General features: G+C 68.6%; 16 protein-coding genes. 6 read left to right on the top strand and 10 right to left on the bottom strand.

All coding sequences use genetic code 11. The features are described from left to right. Position 1 precedes the first annotated feature (1 nt). The gene (locus tag ACWELJ_RS05925) at positions 2-1,126 is read left to right on the top strand and encodes an acyl-CoA dehydrogenase family protein (protein WP_452365047.1); all 1,125 of its coding nucleotides are present in this window, start codon (positions 2-4) and stop codon (positions 1,124-1,126) included. Between the two features lie 390 nt (positions 1,127-1,516). Continuing rightward, entirely contained in the window at positions 1,517-1,957 is a 441-nt protein-coding gene (locus tag ACWELJ_RS05920) for a carboxymuconolactone decarboxylase family protein (protein WP_452365046.1), read from the top strand. Between the two features lie 12 nt (positions 1,958-1,969). On the opposite strand, the gene ACWELJ_RS05915 is transcribed toward ACWELJ_RS05920, so the two are convergent. From ACWELJ_RS05915 to ACWELJ_RS05905, 3 genes are all read right to left on the bottom strand, one after another. Next, entirely contained in the window at positions 1,970-4,198 is a 2,229-nt protein-coding gene (locus tag ACWELJ_RS05915; protein WP_452365045.1) for an acyltransferase family protein, read from the bottom strand. Between the two features lie 83 nt (positions 4,199-4,281). Beyond that, the gene (locus tag ACWELJ_RS05910; RefSeq protein WP_452365044.1) at positions 4,282-5,574 is read right to left on the bottom strand and encodes an SLC13 family permease; all 1,293 of its coding nucleotides are present in this window, start codon (positions 5,572-5,574) and stop codon (positions 4,282-4,284) included. Positions 5,575-5,593: 19 nt separating this feature from the next. Next, positions 5,594-6,037, bottom strand: coding sequence for a CBS domain-containing protein (locus ACWELJ_RS05905; protein ID WP_452365043.1), 444 nt, complete (start codon positions 6,035-6,037; stop codon positions 5,594-5,596). A 557-nt stretch (positions 6,038-6,594) separates the two neighbouring features. Here ACWELJ_RS05905 and ACWELJ_RS05900 point away from each other — a divergent pair. After that, on the top strand, positions 6,595-8,127 hold the full coding sequence (locus tag ACWELJ_RS05900) for a substrate-binding domain-containing protein (RefSeq protein ID WP_452365042.1): 1,533 nt from the start codon (positions 6,595-6,597) through the stop codon (positions 8,125-8,127). 63 nt (positions 8,128-8,190) lie between these two features. Here ACWELJ_RS05900 and ACWELJ_RS05895 read toward each other — a convergent pair whose 3' ends face one another. From ACWELJ_RS05895 to ACWELJ_RS05870, 6 genes are all read right to left on the bottom strand, one after another. After that, complete coding sequence (locus ACWELJ_RS05895) at positions 8,191-9,117, bottom strand: potassium-transporting ATPase subunit C (RefSeq protein ID WP_452365041.1); 927 nt, start codon at positions 9,115-9,117, stop codon at positions 8,191-8,193. Continuing rightward, on the bottom strand, positions 9,117-11,267 hold the full coding sequence (kdpB, locus tag ACWELJ_RS05890; RefSeq protein ID WP_452365040.1) for a potassium-transporting ATPase subunit KdpB: 2,151 nt from the start codon (positions 11,265-11,267) through the stop codon (positions 9,117-9,119). Before kdpB ends, ACWELJ_RS05895 begins: the two co-directional genes overlap by 1 nt. Beyond that, positions 11,264-12,940, bottom strand: a complete 1,677-nt coding sequence (gene kdpA / locus ACWELJ_RS05885; RefSeq protein ID WP_452365039.1) for a potassium-transporting ATPase subunit KdpA — start codon at positions 12,938-12,940, stop codon at positions 11,264-11,266. The genes kdpB and kdpA overlap by 4 nt, the downstream gene beginning before the upstream one ends. Continuing rightward, on the bottom strand, positions 12,940-13,011 hold the full coding sequence (gene kdpF, locus ACWELJ_RS05880; protein ID WP_452365058.1) for a K(+)-transporting ATPase subunit F: 72 nt from the start codon (positions 13,009-13,011) through the stop codon (positions 12,940-12,942). The genes kdpA and kdpF overlap by 1 nt, the downstream gene beginning before the upstream one ends. Positions 13,012-13,749: 738 nt before the next feature. Then, a complete protein-coding gene (locus ACWELJ_RS05875; RefSeq protein ID WP_452365038.1) occupies positions 13,750-15,138 on the bottom strand; it encodes a protein kinase domain-containing protein in 1,389 nt (462 codons plus the stop codon). Positions 15,139-15,204: 66 nt separating this feature from the next. Continuing rightward, positions 15,205-15,870 carry a hypothetical protein gene (locus ACWELJ_RS05870; RefSeq protein ID WP_452365037.1) on the bottom strand — a complete coding sequence of 222 codons (666 nt, stop codon included), beginning with the start codon at positions 15,868-15,870 and terminating at the stop codon, positions 15,205-15,207. 277 nt (positions 15,871-16,147) lie between these two features. On the opposite strand from ACWELJ_RS05870, the gene ACWELJ_RS05865 reads away from it, so the two are divergent. Genes ACWELJ_RS05865 through ACWELJ_RS05855 form a run of 3 tightly spaced genes read left to right on the top strand, consistent with a single transcriptional unit; the run spans position 16,148 to position 19,511 of the window. Then, entirely contained in the window at positions 16,148-16,300 is a 153-nt protein-coding gene (locus ACWELJ_RS05865) for a hypothetical protein (RefSeq protein WP_452365036.1), read from the top strand. After that, the gene (locus ACWELJ_RS05860) at positions 16,297-18,813 is read left to right on the top strand and encodes an ATP-binding protein (protein WP_452365035.1); all 2,517 of its coding nucleotides are present in this window, start codon (positions 16,297-16,299) and stop codon (positions 18,811-18,813) included. Before ACWELJ_RS05865 ends, ACWELJ_RS05860 begins: the two co-directional genes overlap by 4 nt. Continuing rightward, the gene (locus ACWELJ_RS05855) at positions 18,810-19,511 is read left to right on the top strand and encodes a response regulator (RefSeq protein WP_452365034.1); all 702 of its coding nucleotides are present in this window, start codon (positions 18,810-18,812) and stop codon (positions 19,509-19,511) included. Before ACWELJ_RS05860 ends, ACWELJ_RS05855 begins: the two co-directional genes overlap by 4 nt. Positions 19,512-19,759: 248 nt before the next feature. Here ACWELJ_RS05855 and ACWELJ_RS05850 read toward each other — a convergent pair whose 3' ends face one another. Next, positions 19,760-20,953 (bottom strand): cytochrome P450, encoded by a 1,194-nt coding sequence (locus ACWELJ_RS05850; protein ID WP_452365033.1) that lies wholly within the window; start codon positions 20,951-20,953, stop codon positions 19,760-19,762. Positions 20,954-21,075: the final 122 nt, after the last annotated feature.

Genomic DNA, 21,075 nt, shown 5'->3' with positions numbered 1-21,075 from the left:
CATGGACTTCTCTTTCACCGCGGAACAAGAACTGCTGCGCGACACCGTCACCGAGTTCCTGACGGCCCGCTACCCCCTGGAGGCGAGCCGGGCCGCGGCGCGCACCGGGGCCGGGTGGCAGCCGGAGATCTGGCGCGGCCTGGCCGAGGAGGTCGGGATTCTCGGTGCGAGCCTGCCGGAGTCGGCGGGCGGCATCGGCGGCGGACCGGTCGAGACCATGATCATCGCCGAGGCCCTGGGCGCGGCCCTGGTGCTGGAGCCCTACGTGGACACCGTGGTGGTGGGCGGCGGCCTGCTGCGCCGCGCCGCCGGCAAGCGCGCCGAGGACCTGCTGGCGGGCATCGCCGCCGGTGCGGTGGTGACCGGATTCGCCGCACTGGAACCGCGTTCCGGCTACGACTACACCGCGGTGGCGGCCACGGCGGTGCGCGACGGCGACGACTGGGTGATCACCGGCGAGAAGACGGTGGTGACCGCGGCCCCGCTGGCCACCCACCTGTTGGTGACGGCGGTCGCGGACGGCGAGATCGCCCTGTTCGCCGTCGATGTCGATCCGGCCGCGCCGCCCGCGGGCCTGACCGCGCGCGCCTACCGCACCATCGACGAGCGCCAGGCCGCCGACCTGAGCTTCGACGGTGTGCGCGTCCCCGCCGACGCCCTGCTGCTCGCGTCCGCGGGCGAGGCGATCGCCGCGACCGTGGACGAGGCCATCGCGGCGGTGTGCGCGGAGGCGGTCGGGGCCATGCGCAAGGTGGTCGACGACACCGTCGCCTACGCCAAGCAGCGCCGCCAGTTCGGCGTCCCGATCGGCAGCTTCCAGGCGCTGCAGCACCGGATGGTGGACATGCTGCTGGAGCTCGAACAGGCCGTGGCCGCAACGCATCTGGTGACCCTGAAGCTGAACGCCCCCGCCGCCGAGCGGGCCCGCGCGGCCTCGGCCGCCAAGGCCACCGTGGGCCGCGCCGCCCGCCGCATCGGCCAGGAGTCGGTGCAGCTGCACGGCGCCATGGGCATGACCGAGGAACTCGCCATCGGCCACTTCTTCAAACGCCTGACCGCCGTCCAGTACGAGTTCGGCACCACCGACCAGCACATTGCCCGCTACGCCTCACTGACGCGGCCGTAGCGGGCTCGCCCGCGCACCGGCTCAGGGGTGACCGGTGCCGGATCGGGTTCCGGTGGATCGCGTGACAGGTCCGCCGGAACCCGATTCACCCCCGCCACGCCGGAGTTCGGCGGCGACATGCCGGGTAGACCCCCGCACCGCGGCCACGATAACCAGCGCCAACGCGGGTCCGGTGACGAAGCACAACAGACTCACGGCGATCAGTAGAACTGTTCCCACGTGCGGATTATTGTCCGCCTTGGGGTGTTTCGGCCAATTTCGGCTATTGCAAGGCAACGGCAGCGCGACCGCCGTACCGTCCGCGTGATCGAGGCCACAGCCGCCCGCCCGTCACGTCCGCGGGACCTGTCTCGTCCAAGGGGTGCACACCATCCCAGGAAGGACGACACCATGTCGCGATTGACCATGCACGAGGCGGCCCCCGAGGTCTACCAGGCCTGGATCGCCGCCGAGACCGCGATCCGGCGCGGCCCGCTCGACGCCACCGTGCGCGAGCTGGTGAAGATCCGGGTCTCCCAGATCAACGGATGCCTGTTCTGCGTCGACATGCACTCGACCGAGGCCCGCAAGCTGGGCGAGACCGAACGGCGGCTCTGGCACCTCAACGCGTGGCGGGAATCGGCGCTGTTCACCCCGGCCGAGCAGGCGGCGCTGGAATACGCCGAGGCCGCCACGCGACTCGGCGCGCACGGGGTGAGCGACGAGATCTGGGCGGGCGTCGAGAAGCACTTCGACGAGGGCCCGCGGGCGGGACTGGTCGCGGTGACCGCGCAGATCAACCTGTGGAACCGGATCGGCGTGCCGCTGCGAATGGAACCGCTGGGCGACTAGCGCCGGACGCGATCACCACCAGCCGAGGATCGGGCGCAGCTCGCGCCCGAGCTCGGGGGCCAGCGACCGCGAATAGCTTGCGGTCAAATGGTGTTCGTCGTGGTAGACGAGGATATTGCCCTCGACGACCGCGCAGACCTCGGGTTCGCAGACCGCGTCGTTGGGGTCGATCAGATGCAGGTTCGGGAAGGCGGAGGCGGGGCCCTCGGCGGGGTTCTGGGGCGAGAGGGCCTCGGAGCGCTTCAGCCCGCAGGTGACCCGGTCGCCGCCGCCGGCCAGGCAGTCGATGGCGCGGTAGCGGATGCCGTTGCGGCGCAACCACGGGGTATCGCGGATGCCGATGACCTGCAGGCCGCGATCGGACAGGGCCGACCACACGTCGATGTAGTCCTGCGGGGTCTCGTCGCCGCCATTGTCGCTGGGCCGGGTGGCGGTGGTGAAGACGTAGTCGGGTTGCTCGATGCCCAGGCGGTCGATCACCTCGGCGGACCAGTCCTTGCAGTCGGGGTTCTGCTGGCCCTTGTACATGGGCTCCTCGGCGACCGTGAGCGGGCAGCCCATCTTCAGGTAGACGACGACGCGGAAACGGTGCTGCTCGCCGAGCAGCTGCAGCGCCGGAATCCAGTGCTCGGCATGGGAATTGCCGACCACGGCGATGGTGCGGTGGGCGTCGTGGTCACCGTAGGTGCAGGTGATCACCGCGCGGGTGTCGAAGTCGGAGATGCAGCCGTCGCGGGTGGGATAGGCGATGTCGGCGGGGGCTTCCTCGGTGGTGGGGCGCATGGGGGCGCGCGGCACCAGGGCGTGATCGGTGAGGGCCGCCGCGCCCGGGTACTTCGCGGGATCCAGCCGGCCGACCGCGTGCGCCTTCGCGCCGTTGCTCCACTGCCACGCCACCGTCGAACCCAGCAGCAGCGCACCGACGGTCGTGACCGCGATACCGGTGAGCAGACCGGCCCGCCCGGCCAGCAGGCGGACCGGGAGCATGAGCAGACGACCGGGACCGGTACCCGCGAGCAGACGCTCGAGCCCGGCCGCCACGCGACCGCGCTGCGGCGCGGCGGGCTTGGCCCGCTCCCGCAGCGGCTCCTCGACCAGATGATGGGTCACGTAGGCGAGCAGCAGCGACACCACGATGATGACCAGACCGTCCAGCGCTCCGGCCCGGCGCTGATGCTGTTCACCCAGGTAGAAGATCAGAATCGGCCAGTGCCACAGGTACAGCGCGTACGCGAAGCCACCCAGCCCGACGATCGGACCGGTGGCCAGCACTCGGTTGACCAGCGGCTGCTCGGCGGTGTCGCGGCCCCCGCCCGCGAGAATCAGTGCGGCCGTGGCCAGCACGGGGATCAGGGCGGCCGGGCCCGGGAACACCAGCACGCCGTTGACCAGCCAGCCGCAGCAGGCGATCGCCCCGATTCCCATCCAGGCCAGCGCTTCCCGGGCCGGGGTGGGCAGCCGGACCAGCGGAGCGCCGAGCGCGAGCAACGCGCCCGCGAGCGGTTCCCAGGCGCGTGCGAAGGTGTCGTAGTAGTTCCAGCCCTGCTGGGTCGAAACGCCCTCGGCGGCATAGCTGAACGAGATCACGGCGACGACCGCGAACACCACCGCGAGCGTCGCGCGGAGCAGCCCGTCGCGGCCCAGCCGCCGCAGGATCGGATGCGCGGCAGCGGGTTTCCAGGTCCGCGCCGGCCGCAGCGCCGCCGCCACCAGCGCCACCACCAGCAGCAGCGCCAGATACATCTGCCCCTGCACCGACATCGACCACAGATGCTGCAACGGGCTCACCGATGGATCCGCGGCCAGATAGTCCGACCAGGACAGCGCCAGATACCAGTTCTGGTAGTAGAACAGCGAAGCCAGCGTCTGCCCCGCGATATCGGACCAGCGGGTGTACGGGAGCAGCACCACCGCGGCCGCCACCACCGCGGCCAGCACCACCACCATGGCGGGCAGCAGCCTGCGCAGCGTGCGCCGCGCGGTCCGCAGCACACCGACCGAACCGGTGTCGGCGCGGCGCACCAGCATGCCGGTGAAGAAGAAGCCCGACAGCACCAGGAACACGTCCACGCCGCCCGACACCCGTCCCGCCCAGATGTGGAAGGCGACCACCAGGGCGATAGCTACGCCGCGCAGGCCGTCCAGATCGTGTCGGTAGGAGCCGGGCCTGACGGGGGCGCCCGGGACCGGCTGGCGGTCGCGATCGGGCGCGGTCGGATGATCGGTGCTGGATATGGACATGGCGGCTGCCATTGTCGGTCAGGGTCCGCGAAAAACCCCAATCGCCACACAGGAGGTGTCCGGAATGCGCCCTTTTGCGCTGGTCAGGCGAATGCGAAATAGCGCAGCCAGAGATAGGGCGCGGCCACCACAATAGTGACAGCCGTCACCAGAATGCCCTTGCGGGTGAATTCCCAGAACGAGATCGGATGGTCCGAGCGCCGCGCGATCCCGAGCATCACCACGTTCGCGCTGGCCCCGACTGCTGTGAGATTGCCACCGAAATCCGCGCCCAGCGCCAGCGCCCACCACAGCGCGTCCGCCCGGCCGGGCTGGTCGACGTGCTCGGCCAGCTCCGCCACCAGTGGGCTCATGGTCGCCACGTACGGGATGTTGTCGATGACACCCGACAGCACCGCCGAGACCACCAGTATCAGCATGGTTGCCACGAGCGCGTTTCCGCCGGTGAGTTCGGTCGCGAATTTCGCCAAGCGGCCGATCACACCGGTTTTCACCAGCGCCCCGATCATCACGAACAGACCGGCGAAGAACAGCAGCGTCTCCCATTCCACCGCGGACAGGTAATCACGTTGCGGCAGACCGGAAATCAGCACCAGCGCGCCCGCGCCCAGCAATGCGACCAGCGACGGCTCCAGGTGGAAGATCGGGTGGCCGAAGAATCCCGCGAAAACGGCGGTCAGCACAATTCCGCATTTGATCAGCAAACGCGGATCGCGAATCGCCTCGCGCTCGTTCAACGCCATGATGTCGGCCGCGCGCTCGGGATCGACGTCGAAGGAGCCCCGGAACAGCCGCGGCAGCAGCAGCGTGAACACCGCCAGCTCGATCAGCACGATCGGGGTCAGGTTGAGGAAGAAGTCATTGAACGACAGGCCCGCCCGGCTGCCGATGATGATGTTGGGCGGATCGCCGATCAGGGTGGCCGCGCCGCCGATATTGGAGGCCAGCACCTCGGCGATGAGGAACGGCGTCGGCGATACCTCGAGCCGCTCGCACACCAGCAAGGTGACCGGGGCGATGAGCAGCACGGTCGTGACATTGTCCAGGAACCCCGACGCGGTGGCGGTGATGAGTACCAGCAGGATCATCACCCGCAGCGCGGAACCCTTGGCGCGCTTGGCCGCCCAGATGGCGACGTATTCGAAGACGCCGGTCTGCCGCAGCACCCCGACGATGATCATCATCCCAAGCAGCAGGTAGATGACGTTCCAGTCGATGCCGGTCTCGTGGGAGTAGAAGACGTCGTCGGAGTCCATGATGCCGACGGCGATGACCGTGCCGCCGCCGACCAGCGCTGCCACGGTCTTGTGGATGCGTTCGGAGGCGATCAGCACATAGGCGATCGTGAAGACCGCGATCGCGATGGCGACGTTCACGGCCGCCGCCCCGGCGGGCTCAGTTCGCCAGCGCCACTTCCAGCAGCCGCGAGGAGGTGATCACGCCGAGCAGCTGCTCGCCGTCCTGCACCGCCACCAGCGGCGACTTGTATTTCGCCATGAGCGCCGCGACCTCGACGATATTGTCGTCCGCCTTGGCGGCCGGGATCTTGGTCAGCCACTCGGGAATCACGTCGCGGACCTTCTTGCCGCGTAACCGCTTCACCACCTGACCGCACATGGACTCGTTCAGCACCCCGGCCAGCGACGGATCGTCCTGCACATACTTCGGGATGATGAACAACACCACCTGCGAGGCGGGCAGCACCGAATGCGGCGATCCGTCGGCGTCGGTCACCAGGATGCCCGGCAGCCGATGCTCGGCCAGGAGCCGCGCGGCGTCGATCGCGTCGGAGTCCAGGTCGATCACCGGATATTCCTCGGCAATCTGAGCAGCATGCATAACTGCAGGATACGGCGGATGGCCGAGCGTTCACCGCAGCAATATACGTCAAGATCGAAAACCGGCGGCGCATGGAAACTCCCAGGTCGGACCCTACGGCCCGAGGTTTCGGACCGGCCGACCAGACTTCCCGGCACGCCATGAGTACAGATTGCGTAAAAGAATACCCGCGACGGGTTTACGCCTCGCGCGGCCGCGTCAGCTCCCCAGCAACAGCACGTCCGCCCGTTCGCCCAATTCCAGCAGGGCCGGCCGGAACCGGCCGCGCAGGGTTTCCCGCAGGTGCAGATCACCCACCGCCGCCACCCTGACCCCGCCGGATCCGCCGTCGCCGCGACCGGTTCCGTCGATACGCCCCATACGGCCAGCCAGCCACATGCCCGTCCGGCCTGTCAACGCTATTCCGCGACACGGCACCGCCAAGGATCGAAAATCTGTGGTGCGCGGCGGTTCTAGGGCCTGCGGCGCGGGTCCGAGTTCCCCATCTTTACCGATTCCATACCCGGGTCAGTAGGGTCTACCGATGACGCGACAGGACAACGGAATTCGGGGTTTCGGTGAACGGCTTTCCGCTCGACATCGTGCTGGCGCTCATCGGTATCACGGTGCCGATCGTCGCCTTCGTCTGGGAATTCGTGCTGGTGGGACGCAAGCGGCTCGGGTATCGGGTGCAGATGGACACGCCCGTCACCGGGGAGATCGAGTCGGTGTTCCCGGGCGTGCTGCCGCAGCTGCGGCCCGCGGGCGACGGCGCCGCACCGGATCTGCAGGATCTGTCGGTGGTGCTGGTGCGCATCGAGAACAACGGGCTCACCGATATCGACGGCACGGATTACGCGTCGCCGGATGCCGAGCGGGTGGGGCTGCATGTGCACTTCCCGCATCGGCGGATCATCGGCATGGCGGTGACCGAATTATCGGATGCCGCCATGGGAGACAGTCTCGCCCCGGGCACCGGGATCGGCAGCCGCGAGGACACCCGGCAGCGGACCGGCATCATCGACCTGCCCAAGGTGCCGATGGATCGGGGCGACCACTACAAGATCCTGGCCATCCTGCAGCGGACCGCGGGCGCCGGGGACTACCCGCCGCCGGTGGTGCGGGCCAAGCTGAAGGGCGGCCGGGTCGCCGAGACGCGCAGCCGCAGCGGCGTCTCGCCGAAACTGCTGTGGCTCACCGGATTCCTGGTGGTGGTCATCGCGGTGCAGTTCTTCACCGGCCTGGGCGACAAGAGCGCCACCGCCGCCGATTGCGCGTCCGGCAAGCTCACCCTGGTGGGTTCCACCGCCTTCGCGCCGGCCGTGCGCGACGCCGCGGCCGGGTACGCCGCACGCTGCTCCCAGGCCGAGTTCGCCTTCGAATTCGACGGCAGCGAACGGGGTTTGACCCGGGTGGACGAGGACGGCAAGGACAATCCGGGCCTGCTCGCCATCACCGACGGCCCCAAGGGCGTCGGCTATCCGAAGCTGCTCCCCCGCACACTGGCCCTGTCGCTGTTCGGCGTGATCGTCAACGCGGGCGTCGGCGTCCACGACCTGTCCGTGCCGCAGATTCGCGATATCTACGCGGGCCGCGTCGACAACTGGCAGCTGGTCGGCGGCCCGGACCTGCCGGTGCGCGTGGTGAATCGGCCGCTGGGCTCGGGCACCCGCGAGACCTTCCGCAAGCATGTGCTCGGCGACGACCAGCCGCCGGCGCCGGCCGCCACCAGCTGCCGCACCCTGGCGGCCACCAACCCGCCGGGGGTGGCGTTCTGCGAGGCCCCCGTCACCAACGACATGCTCAAAACCGTGGCCGAGCTGCCCGGTGCGATCGGATACAGCGAGTACTCCGACATCGCCAAGACCTCCGGGGTGAAGGCGGTGACCATCGACGGCCACACCCCCGCCCGCGACCAGGTACTCGACCACACCTATCCGTTCTGGAGCGTCGAATACGCCTACAGCAACGGCGAACTTCCCGCCGATTCCCTGGCGGCGTCGTTCCTGCGCTTCCTCACCGGCGGCACCGGCAAGGACGTGCTGCGGTCACACGGCAACACCCCGTGCGGCGAACTGCCCAACCCGACCTCGTGCGTCCCGGAGAAGTAGCGAAACGCCAAGGGGCCCGGTCGCCCTCGTGAGCGAGGCGACCGGACCCCGGGAATCGGCTGATCAACCCTTGAACGGGTACTTGCCGTCCAAGTCGTAGTTCAGCTCGACGACATTGACCGTGGGCTCCCCCAGGAAGCCCAGGGCCCGGCCGCTGCGGTGGGCATCCACCAGCGACTTGATCTGGTCGACAGAGACGTTACGCGCCTTGGCGACCCGCGCCACCTGGATGGCCGCGTACTCCGGGGAGATCTGCGGGTCCAGCCCGGAGGCCGAGGCGGTGACGGCGTCGGTCGGCACCGGGGTGTCGGCCGAGGCGTCGCCGCGGATCGGCACGATCTGACCGGCGGAGTAGTCCTCGCCGCGCTTGGCGCACTCCACCTCGACCCCCTCGTACGCCGCCTGGAACGGGGTGGTCTCGTGCTTCGGATCGGTCGAGCACGCCTCGTTGACGCTGATCACCTTGGTCGGGTGGGTAACCAGGCCGTGCGCGTCACGCTCGCCCATGACCGCCAGCACCGCGCCGACGCCGCCGGAGGTGCAGTACGGACGGCTGCCGTCCACACCCTCCAGCTTGCCGACCGCCGCGCTGCGCGAGCAGACCGTGCTCAGCAGGCTGAGCTTGTCCTTGCTCGGGTCCTGTGCGTCCAGGGTGTCCACGGTGGACTCCGGGCCCATATTGCCGAAGGCGGAGTTCAGCGCGTTGTAGCCGTCGGTGCTCTCGTCGGACCACGCCGCATTGGACGGCCGCGTCTGGAAGTACTGCACCAGCGCGTTGCCCTTGGCGTCGGTGAAGGCCTGACCGATCAGGCTGGACCCGACGACCTTGCCGTCCCGCTCGATCAGCGAGCCGTTCGCCTTGTCCTTCAGGCCCGGCAGCTGCGAGACACCGAGAACGACGGCGGGATAGATGATTCCGGTGATCACGGAGAGCACCAGCAGCGCTCGCAGCGCCGCGATGTGCTGCCTGATCCAGGCTGACATACGCATTAGGACATCCCCGGGAAGAATTGAATGACAAGGTCGATGAGCTTGATCCCGATGAACGGCGCGATGATGCCACCGAGTCCGTAGATGTAGAGGTTGCGGCTCAACAGTTTCGACGCGCTCGACGGCCGGTAGTTCACGCCGCGCAGTGACAGCGGGATCAGCGCCACGATGACCAGGGCGTTGAAGATGACCGCCGACAGGATCGCCGACTGCGGCGAGTGCAGCCGCATCACGTTCAGCAGATCCAGGCCCGGGAACAGCGACACGAACAACGCGGGAATGATCGCGAAGTACTTGGCGATGTCGTTGGCGATCGAGAACGTGGTGAGGGCGCCACGCGTGATCAGCAGCTGCTTGCCGATCTCGACGATCTCGATCAGCTTGGTCGGGTCGGAATCGAGGTCCACCATATTGCCCGCCTCCTTGGCGGCGGACGTTCCGGTGTTCATGGCGACACCCACGTCGGCCTGCGCGAGCGCGGGCGCGTCATTGGTGCCGTCACCGGTCATGGCGACCATGCGGCCGCCGGCCTGCTCCTTCTTGATGAGCGCGAGCTTGTCCTCGGGAGTCGCCTCCGCGAGGAAGTCGTCCACGCCCGCCTCGTCGGCGATGGCCTTGGCGGTCAACGGATTGTCGCCGGTGATCATGACGGTGCGGATGCCCATGCGGCGCATCTCGTCGAAGCGCTCCCGCATGCCCTGCTTCACCACATCCTTGAGATGGATGACGCCGAGCAGCTTGGCGGTGTCCTGCTTGATCTCCGCGACCACCAGCGGGGTGCCGCCGGACGCGGAGATACCGTCGACGGTCTCGCCCACCTGGCTCGGGATCTCGCCGCCGTGCGCGCGCACCCATTCGGTGACCGCGCTGGCCGCGCCCTTGCGCAATTGGTGTCCGTCGGACAGATCCACACCCGACATACGGGTCTGGGCGGTGAACTCCACCCAGGTCGCGCCGGTCAGCTCGCCGGGGGTGCGCTCACGCTTGTTGTACGCCACCTTGGCATAGACGACGATCGAGCGGCCCTCGGGCGTCTCGTCCGCGAGGCTGGAAAGCTGTGCGGCGTCGGCCAATTCGTCGGCGGTGACGCCGGGCATCGGCACGAAGTCCGAGGCCTGGCGGTTGCCCAGGGTGATGGTGCCGGTCTTGTCCAGCAGCAGGGTGTTCACGTCGCCCGCGGCCTCCACGGCGCGCCCGGACATGGCCAGCACATTGCGCTGCACCAGGCGGTCCATGCCCGCGATGCCGATGGCCGACAGCAGTGCGCCGATGGTCGTCGGGATCAGGCAGACGAGCAGCGAGACCAGCACGATACCGGTGACGCCATTGCCGTCCAGGGCCGGATTGTCCAGCACGCCAGGGTTGTTGGCCTTCGAGAAGATGGCGGGCGGCTGCAAGGTCGCCACCGCGAACACGAAGATGATGGTCAGCGCGGCCAGCAGGATATTGAGCGCGATCTCGTTCGGCGTCTTCTGCCGCGACGCGCCCTCGACCAGCGCGATCATCTTGTCGATGAACGAGCCGCCGGGCTCCTGGGTGATCTGGACGACGATGCGGTCCGACAGCACCGTGGTGCCGCCGGTCACCGCCGACCGGTCACCGCCGGATTCGCGGATGACAGGGGCGGATTCGCCGGTGATGGCCGATTCGTCCACGGAGGCAATGCCTTCCACGACATCGCCGTCACCGGGGATGACCTGGCCCGCCTCGACGACCACGTAGTCGCCGCGCCGCAGTTCCGGAGCGGCCACCCGCTCCTCGACGACGCGCGCGCCGGGCGACCAGTTCGCGAGGCGGCGAGCGACGGTGTCGGTCTTGGCTTTGCGCAGCGTGTCCGCCTGCGCCTTGCCACGGCCCTCGGCCACGGCCTCGGCCAGGTTGGCGAAAATGACCGTCAGCCACAGCCAGACGACGATGGCCCAGGCGAAGAACGTCGGATTCGCGATGGCCAGGATGGTGGTCCAGACCGCGCCGATCTCGACGATCAGCATCACCGGATTGCGCCACATGACGCGCGGATCCAGCTTCTTCAACGCGTCCGGCAGCGACTTGATCAGCATCTTCGGGTCGAACAACCCCGCTGACACACCGCGTTTCGGATTGCTGTGCGCCGTCTGCGCGGGCGCCGAATCGAGAGTGGGAGTGCTCATGAGTGGATTCCTTCAGCGAGCGGGCCGAGCGCCAGCATCGGCAGGAAGGTGAGCGCGACCAGGATGACGGTGACGCCCGCGACCATGCCGACGAACTGCGGCCGATGCGTCGGCAGCGTGCCCTCGGAGGCCGGGGTGTGCCCCTGCGCCGCCAGCGAACCGGCCAGCGCCAGCACGAAGATCATGGGAATGAAACGGCCGAACACCATGGCCAGACCGAGTGCGGTGTTCCACCACACGGTATTGCCGGACAGGCCGGCGAAGGCCGAACCATTGTTGTTGGCCGCGGAAGTGAAGGCGTACAACACTTCCGAAAGCCCGTGCGGACCCGAATTCGCCATACTCGCGCGTTCCCCCGGCAGGGCCATCGCGACAGCGGTTCCGGTCAGCACGATCAACGGCGTCACCAGGAAGTAGGCCGCGGCGAGCTTGATCTCCTTCGGAGTGATCTTCTTGCCCAGGTACTCCGGGGTGCGGCCGACCATCAGGCCCGCCACGAACACGGTGATGACCGCGAGGATCAGCATCCCGTACAGACCCGACCCGGTACCGCCGGGGGCGACCTCACCGAGCTGCATATTGAACATGGTCATCATGCCGCCGAGGCTGGTGTACGAGTCGTGCGCCGAGTCCACGGCACCGGTGGAGGTGAGGGTGGTCGCGGTGGCGAAGGTCGCCGAATTCGATACGCCGAAGCGGGTTTCCACGCCTTCCATGGACGCGCCGATCGCGGACGGCACAGTGCCGTGATGCTGCAACTGGAAGATGTTCATCACGGTCAGACTGAGCACGGCCAGGGTCGCCATGACGGCGGCGATGGCCACACCCTGCTTGGGGGATCCGACCATGCGGCCGAAGGTGCGCGGCAGCGAGAAGCTGATCACCAGCAGCATGAAGATCTCGACCCAGTTGGTCCACCCGGTCGGATTCTCGAACGGGTGCGCGGAGTTCGCGTTGAAGAATCCGCCGCCGTTGGTGCCGAGCAGCTTGATCGCCTCCTGGCCGGCGACGGGTCCGCCCGGCAGGGTTTGCGAACCGGTGTTGCCGACCGTCCGCGCGATCTGGTCGTACACGTGCAGGTTCTGGATCACGCCGCCCGCGACCAGCACGAGCGCGAAGAACACGGCCAGCGGCAACAGGATTCGGGTGGTTCCCCTCACCAGATCCACCCAGAAGTTGCCCAGTTCGCCGGTGCGGTGCCGGGCGAAGCCGCGCACCAGCGCGACCGCCACGGCCATACCGACGGCCGCCGAGACGAAGTTCTGCACCGACAGGCCCACGGCCTGAACCACATGCCCCTGCGTCGATTCCCCGGCGTAGTTCTGCCAGTTGGTATTCGTGACGAAGCTGATGGCGGTGTTCCACGCCAGGTCCGGAGTCATCTTCGTGCCCGGATCATTCAGGTGCAGTGGCAGTTTGCCCTGAACCAGCTGCAGGAAGAACAACACCAGCACGCTGATGGCCGAGAAGGCCAGCGCGCTGCGCGCGTACACCGCCCAGGTCATCTCGACGCCCGGCTGGACGCCGATCAGCCGATAAACGCCCCGTTCGGCCTTGTTGTGCTTCTCGCCGCTGTAGACCCGGTACATGTAATCGCCCAGCGGCACATGCACCGCGGCCAGCGCGATGATGAGGGATACCGCGAACAGGATCCCCGCAGTAGTCGTGCTCACTAGAACCTCTCCGGATACAGCAGCGCCGCCACCAGGTAGACAGCGATCCCCACGGCCAGAATCAGACCCACAATGTTCTGAGTCACAGCCGCTCCACCCCGCGTTGGATCAAGCCGAACAGGGCGAAAATCGCCACCGTCAGCACCGTGAACACCACGACGGACATCTCTCGAACCTCTCTCTGAACGGCACGTCCCAAGACGCGCCGGAGTGAGTCAAGCGCCCGATAAGCCCCTATTCGAGGACCTTTACGCCTTCTTAGCGTCCCAGGCGGGCGCGTTGACGCTCCGCTTACAGCGTCGCTCCGCGCGTCGTTCCCAGGTCGTCGAAATACCGCCCGGATCCGTCAGGAAAGCGTCAGGACCTGGCACTACGCTCACCGTGAGCACGACGAGATCGCCATCGACCGAAGCGGAGGACCCTAGTGGCCCTTCACCGCGCAGACCGGCGGCATCGAGGCCGGCGTGGCGGCGTGATCAATTCACGAAGGTCTTGACGATGGTGCCGTCGAGGGTGGTGGCCATGTAGCCGCCCCCTTTGTATGCGTCGGAGAAGTAGACGCGCAGACCGGGCTGCTTGGTCAGCGGCGAGGTCGCGTCGACGATGATGTAGCGACTGGTCGGGTTGGCGAGTTTCAGCTGCTGGGCGGCGGTGGCGAGCAGGTCGGGGAGGATGTCCCAGTTGATCGAGGCGAGCTCGATCGTGGATTCGGTCTGACCGCCGGCTCCTTGGCGCGTGGCCGCGCCGTTGCGGTATTGGAACTTGTCGTAGTGATTGGGCTCGTTCGGGAGTGGCGCGCCGGTGCCGACCTACTCGGGGTAGATCGTGGTTTCGGTGAATTGCTTTCCGCCGGTGGCCTTCTCCAGGGCAGCGATCGCCTTCCGGATGCCGTCGGGGGTCAGCAGGTCGACGGCGGGAGCGCCTTTGACCGTGGTGGGCGCGATGACCGTGGGTAGGGCGACGTCGCTGCTGAGCACGATGCCGCTGGGGTCGGCCGGTCCGGTGGGCAGACCCGATCCGCCGGCGTCGCCGGAGGAGGGCCACAGGGCGGTGGCGGCGACCACGGCGGCGGCCAGGCCCACGCCGACGCCAGCGAAGATCCATGGCCGCGTATTACGTTGCGGTGCACCAGGTGTGGGGTTCGGCGACATCGGCACGAACGCCTGCGGTGCGGTGGAGCCACCGGGGTGCTGAACGGTCGTCGCGAATCCCTGCGGGGGCGGAGTCGCCGGAAACGCTTGCGGCTGAGCCGCCGTCGCGAATCCCGGGTGCGACTGCCCGGCCAGGAACACCGGGGGTTGCGGGGTCAGATCCTGCGGGGCGGTCACGGTGCCGTGCGCGCCCGAAGGCTGCTGGCGGGCAAGCTGTTCCGGGGCGGTGTCGCCGGTGGCGATCACCTGGGCGAGCATGTGGTCGATCTGGTCGGCGGGCGGGCGGTGGCCGGGGTTGGGGACCAGCAGGGCTTGCAGCACCGGGGTGAGGGGGCCGGCCTGGCGTGGGGGCGGGACCGAGCCCATGAGAACGGCCGCGAGGGTCGCGACGTCGGTGTCGCGGCGCATGGGCTGGTAGCCCTCGACGGCGGCGAACAGCACCAGGCCCAGCGACCAGAGGTCGGAAGCGGGGTTGCCCTCGTGGCCCTGCAGGCGTTCGGGGGCGACGTAGGGCAGGGAGCCGACGACACTGCCGGTGGAGGTGAGCCCGGTCAGGTCGTTGACCGCCGCGATCCCGAAGTCGGTCAGCACCGGTGACCCGTCGGTGCGCAGCAGGACATTGGGCGGCTTCACATCCCGGTGCAGGACGCCGACCGCGTGCGCCGCCCGCAATCCGGCCAGAATCCCGCGCCCGGCCAACGCCGCGTGCACCGGCGTCATGGGCCCCTCACCGAGCCGGTCGGCCAGCGACCCGCCCGCGACCAACTCCATGACGATCCACGGATGCGGCTCGGCGGGGGTGTCCACGATGTGGTGGATGGCCACCACATTGGGGTGGGTGATGCGGGCCAGGGCGCGGGCTTCGCGCAGTACACGTTCGCGCTGGACCTCGGCGGCGGTGGCCTCGCCCTCGGCCTTCACTTCCTTCAGCGCCACCTCGCGGTGCAGGGCCACGTCGTACGCCCGCCACACCGTGCCCATGCCACCGCTGCCGAGGGGTTCGATCAACTCGAAACGCCCGTCGACCATTGCCCGCCCGGAATTCACGGACGTCAGCTTAGGGTTCCCACACCGCCTACGCGAGATCTGGTGCCGGCGGTGGCGGTCGCTCGCTCAGCCGCCCTGCAGAGCGTTGCCGGTCCCGGTGCCCGCGCCGAGCTCGTAACCGACGGCGGCGCCGATGGCGCCGATGGTGACGCCGGCGACGATCGCACTGAGCACCGCACCGAGCGCGGCACCGGCGCCGGCCCCCGCGAGGGCGCCACCCGCGACCCCGAAGGGCGCACCCACTCCCAGGGTCGGAACACCCATGGCGAGACCACCCGCGACCCCGCCGACGGCCGCACCGGCCGCGGCCCCGACCAGTGCTCCCGGCACGGCCCCGATCACCGCGCCCGATCCCACCCCCACGAGCGCGCCGATGATGAGACCGGCGGCGCCGCTGCCCACGTTCAGGTTGGTGGCGTTCTCCGAGTAGCCGCCGGCGACGGGGACCGGGTGCGGTCCGGCGCCGACGGCGGCCTGGGCGGCGGCCGCGGCGTACTTCGCCTGATCGAGGATGGCGGCGGGAATCGCCGGCGCGCCGGGCTGCAACAAGCCGGTCCGAAGCTGCTCGAAGAGCACGGGGGCCGGGTCGCCGGGTTGGACCGCGGCGTCGGCGGTGGCGGTAGCGGTAGCGACGGAGCAGGTCACCGCGATGGCCAGTGGAATCGCGCCGACGATCGGCAGCAGAGCGCGTCGCGACGCGCTGGTCCGAAATCCTCCATACCGACGAGCCATTCGACCACCCTCTCGCTGGATTCGACTTGGAAATGCTCCCCTGACTACCGGTGATGGGACACGCGCGTCACGAATAGTAGCTGATCAGTAGCTATTTCCGGCTCAAGGACATGGCCGGTCTCCGATCCCGCGCGCGGATCCTGTCAACAACGCGGGACACGGCCGTAAAGAAACCGTCAGGAACGGCGACTCGGCAAGCATCGGAGGTAAGAAGTGGAGAGCCCGCCCGCGCGCCCGTGCGGCCCCGGGCGCATCCGCACACATACAAGGAGACACCGTGCCGCACGTCGCCGTCACCCTGATGGTGATCTTCGGGTTCCTCGGTTGCGCGCTCATCCTGCGCGTGATGGCCAACGCCGAAGCCCGCCGCGAACCCGTCCGCATGGCGCCGCAGGGCATCCGCGCACCTCGCGCGATGATGGACGAGTGAAACGCGGTCAACTCCGGATCTATCTGGGGGCCGCCCCCGGCGTAGGCAAGACCTACTCGATGCTCGCCGAAGCCCATCGGCGACTCGAGCGCGGGCGCGACGTCGTGGCCGCCGTCGTGGAGACCCACGGCCGCAGCAAGACCGCCGAGCTGCTCGCCGGAATCGAGCGCATTCCGCCCAAGCTGGTCGAGTACCGCGGCGCGACGCTGCCCGAACTCGATGTCGAGGCGGTGTTGCGGCGGCACCCCGCCGTGGTGCTGGTGGACGAGCTGGCGCACACCAACATTCCCGGCGGCAAGCACGAGAAGCGCTGGCAGGACGTGCAGGACCTGCTGGACGCGGGTATCGACGTGGTGTCCACGGTCAATGTGCAGCACCTCGAGAGCCTCAACGACGTGGTCGAGCAGATCACCGGGGTGGTGCAGCGGGAAACCGTGCCGGACTGGGTGGTTCGCGCCGCCGACCAGGTCGAACTGGTCGACATCACGCCGGAGGCGTTGCGGCGCCGCATGTCCCACGGCAATGTGTACGCCGCCGAGAAGGTGGACGCCGCGCTGCGCAACTACTTCCGGCCCGGCAATCTGACCGCGCTGCGCGAGCTCGCGCTGCTGTGGCTGGCCGATCAGGTCGACGCCGCGCTCGCCAAATACCGCGCCGACCACCAGATCACCACCACCTGGGAGGCGCGCGAACGGGTCGTGGTGGCGGTGACCGGCGGCCCGGAATCGGAGACCATCGTGCGGCGCGCCAGCCGCATCGCCGCCAAATCCAGCGCCGAACTGATCGTGCTGCACATCGTGCGCGGCGACGGCCTGGCCGGAGTCTCGACGCAGCGGCTGCACCGCCTGCGCGACCTGGCGACCGGTCTCGACGCCGAATTGCACACCGTCACCGGCGAGGACGTCCCCACCGCGCTGCTGGATTTCGCACGGCAGGTCAATGCCACCCAGCTGGTGCTGGGCACCTCCCGGCGCTCGCGCTGGGCGCGCATGATCGACGAGGGCATCGGCGCCACCGTGGTGCAGGACTCCGGCAAGATCGACGTCCACATGGTGACCCACGAGGAATCCAACAAGGGCGGCTTCCGCTGGTCCGCGCTGACCCGGCGCGAACGCAAGCTGGGCTCCTGGTCGGCGGCCTTGTTCGTGCCGTCGCTGATCTGCGCGATCACCTACTTCTGGCTGGATCGGCTGCTGGATCTCAGCGGCGAGAGCGCCCTGTTCTTCATCGGTGTCATCGCGGTGGCGCTGCTGGGCGGTGTCGCTCCGGCGGCGTTGTCGGCCTTGCTGTCCGGGGTGCTGCTGAACTGGTTCTTCACCCAGCCCCGCTACAGCCTCACCATCGATCAGCTCGACAACTTCCTCACCATCGTGGTGTTGCTGCTGGTGGCGGTCGCGGTGGCGGCCCTGGTGGATGTGGCGGCCAAACGAGCCTCCGAGGCGCGCAAGGCTTCTCGCCAGGCCGAGCTGCTGACGCTGTTCGCGGGTTCCGTGCTGCATGGCGCGAATCTGCAGGACCTGCTCGAACGCGCGCGCGAGACCTACGGCCAGGACGCGGTCAGCCTCGTCACCGACGACGAGGTGATCGCGTCGGTGGGAGATCAGCCGCCGACCAGGGTCGGCGACGCCGAGACCGCGGTGGAGGCGGGCGATGACATGCACTGGCTGCTCTTGCGAGGACGAGCCGTGACCTCCGGGGATCGCCTGGTGCTGGGCGCGGTCGCGAATCAGGCGGCGGGACTGGTACAGCAGAAACAGCTGCGCGCCGAGGCCAGCGCCGCGCAGGCGGTGATGGAAGCCGACAAGCTGCGCCGTGCCCTGCTGTCGGCGGTCAGCCACGACCTGCGCACCCCGCTGGCCGCGGCCAAGGCGGCGGTGTCGAGCCTGCGCAGTGACGATGTGGAGTTCTCCCCCGAGGACACCGCCGAATTGCTGGAGACCATCGAGGAATCGGTGGATCAGCTGACCGCGCTGGTCGGCAATCTGCTCGACTCCTCGCGCCTGGCCGTCGGGGTGATCAAGCCGCGGATGCGCAAGGTCTACCTCGACGAGGTGGTGCATCACGCGCTCATGGGCATGGGTACCCGCGGCATGCGCCGTACCACCATGGACCGGGTGAAGGTGGATGTCGGCACCATCGCGGTGCGCGCGGATTCCGGTCTGCTGGAACGGGTCCTGGCCAATCTGATCGACAATGCCGCGCGCTACTCGCCCAAGGATTCCGTGGTGCGGGTGGCGGCCGAGCAGGTCGGCCGGCGGGTAGCGATTACGGTGGTGGACACCGGACCTGGCGTACCGACCGGCCTGGAGGATCAGCTGTTCGAACCCTTCCAGCGCCTCGGCGACCGCGACACCTCCACCGGTGTCGGCCTGGGCCTGTCGGTGGTGCGCGGCTTCGTCGACGCCATGGGAGGCGCCGTGCACGCGGAGCCCACCCCCGGTGGCGGACTGACCATGGTGATCGACCTGCCCGGGGGCGACGAGCCCGGGGACCCGACCGAGGAGAACAGGTGACCAACGCGGCGGCAGCGCCGATCAAAGTGCTGGTGGTCGACGACGAGCCACAGATCCTGCGCGCCCTGCGCATCAATCTGTCGGTCCGCGGCTACGAGGTGACGACCGCCTCCACCGGCGCCGCCGCCCTGCGCGCGGCCGCCGAGAAGCACCCCGAGGTCATCATCCTCGACCTCGGCCTGCCCGATATGGACGGCATCGAGGTGCTGGGCGGCCTGCGCGGCTGGACCACCACCCCGGTCATCGTGCTCTCGGCCCGCACCGACTCCTCCGACAAGGTGGAGGCCCTCGACGCCGGCGCCGACGACTACGTCACCAAACCCTTCGGCATGGACGAACTGCTGGCCCGCCTGCGCGCCGCCGTCCGCCGCTCCGCGACCACGGCCGACACCCCGGAGCCGGTCATCGAAACCGCTTCCTTCACCGTCGATCTCGCCGCGAAGAAGGTCACCCGCCACGGCCGCGACGTGCATCTGACCCCGACCGAATGGGGCGTGCTGGAAATGCTGGTCCGCCACCAGGGCAAACTAGTCGGCCGCCGCGAACTCCTGCGCGAGGTCTGGGGCCCGTCCTACGCCACCGAAACCCATTACCTGCGCGTCTATCTCGCCCAGCTCCGCCGCAAACTCGAGGACGACCCGTCCCAGCCCAAACACCTCCTCACCGAGGCGGGCATGGGCTACCGCTTCCAGCCGTAGCGAAGATCAGGGAGCTCCCCGCACGTGGAATCGGGCAGGATTCCACGCCGAGAGCTCCCCGATCCTGTTCCCGCCCCGAGGCTCGGCAGGGCCGGCGTGGGTTCGGGTCACGACGGCGAATTCCCCGGGGTGGGGCCAGGTTCGCCGGGGCGGGTGACGGCACGGCGTCGGCCCGGTGATGGGCGCGCGAACAGTGGCCGGGCATTCGCGACGAATGCCGCGTGTTCAGCGCGTCGGCGGCGTGGCGCTCAGCGGGTCATGCGCACCGGCAATGATTTCAGGCCATTGTTGAGGTTCGAGCGGATGCGGCGGGCGTCGCCGGTCTGCTCCAGCGTCGGGAAGCGGGCCAGCAGCTCCTCGAAGAACACCCGGCCCTCCAGTCGCGCCAGGTGCACGCCCAGGCAGAAGTGCTGGGCCAGGCCGAAGGACAAGTGCGGGTTGGGGTTACGGCGGATGTCGAAGCGGCCGGAATCGGCGAACACGTCCTCGTCACGGTTGGCGGAGGTGTACCACATGGCCACCTTGTCGCCCGCCTTGATCGGAACGCCGCGGATCTCGGTGTCGGCGGTGGCGGTGCGGCGGAAGTAATGCAGCGGGTTGGCGAAACGCAGGATCTCCTCCACCGCACCGGGAATCAGCGACGGGTCCGCGCGCAGCGCGGCCAGCTGCTCGGGATGGCGCATCAGCAGTTGCAGACCCGAGGAGAGCATGGTCTTGGTGGTGTCGTTGCCCGCGGTCACCAATTGGGTGAAGAAGCTGCCGAACTCCAGGTCCGACATGGCGTTTCCGCCGAAGGAGCCGCCCAGGATCAGCGAGGTCAGGTCCTCCTTCGGCGGCTCGGTGCGCCGCGCCATGGAAAACTGGATGGCGTAGATGGCCATATTGGTGAGCTCGGCGGTGACATCGAAATCGCCGACCAGGTCCGGATCCTGTTGGCTGACCGACTGTTCGGCCCAGCGGCGCAGGCTCGGCCAGTCCGCGGCCGGAATCCCGAACAGCCCGCCGACCACCTGGCTGGGCAGCACGCCCGCCACGTCGTGCACGAATTCCACGTCGCCGTCGACACTGTCGAGCAGAGCGACGGTGAGTTCGCGGACGCGATCCTCCATCTCGCCGATCACCCGCGCCTTGAAGTGCTCGGCCAGCGGCTTGCGGTATTCGGTGTGCCGCGGCGGATCCATCATGAGCAGCATGTTGCGGGTCTGTTCGAGCCGTTCGGGCGGCTGGTTCTCCAGGATCACCCCCTCGACCTCGGCGGAGAACAACTCCGGATGGCGGGCCACATGCGCCACGTCCGCGTGCTTGAGGACCGCCCAGTACCCGGGCTCGCCCGGCATCTCCTGCCAGTGCACGGGATCGGTGCGCCGCAGTTCGGCGAAGATCTCGTGGATCGGTCCCGACACATACAGCTCGGGGTCATAGATGTCACTGACCGTGCCCACGGTCCACCTCGGTATTCACTTGCGGGTATGCCTGTTCCGCTTCGGACGCTAGCCCCGGACGGGATCCGGTGGCACGGTTCCGGAGGCCGGTCCCAGTCAGTGGACCGCCATGAACCACCATG

The sequence above is a fragment of the Nocardia sp. NPDC004582 genome (genome assembly GCF_053602115.1).
Note: the sequence above shows the minus strand (reverse complement) of the source record. Positions and strands in the feature narration are given on the sequence as shown.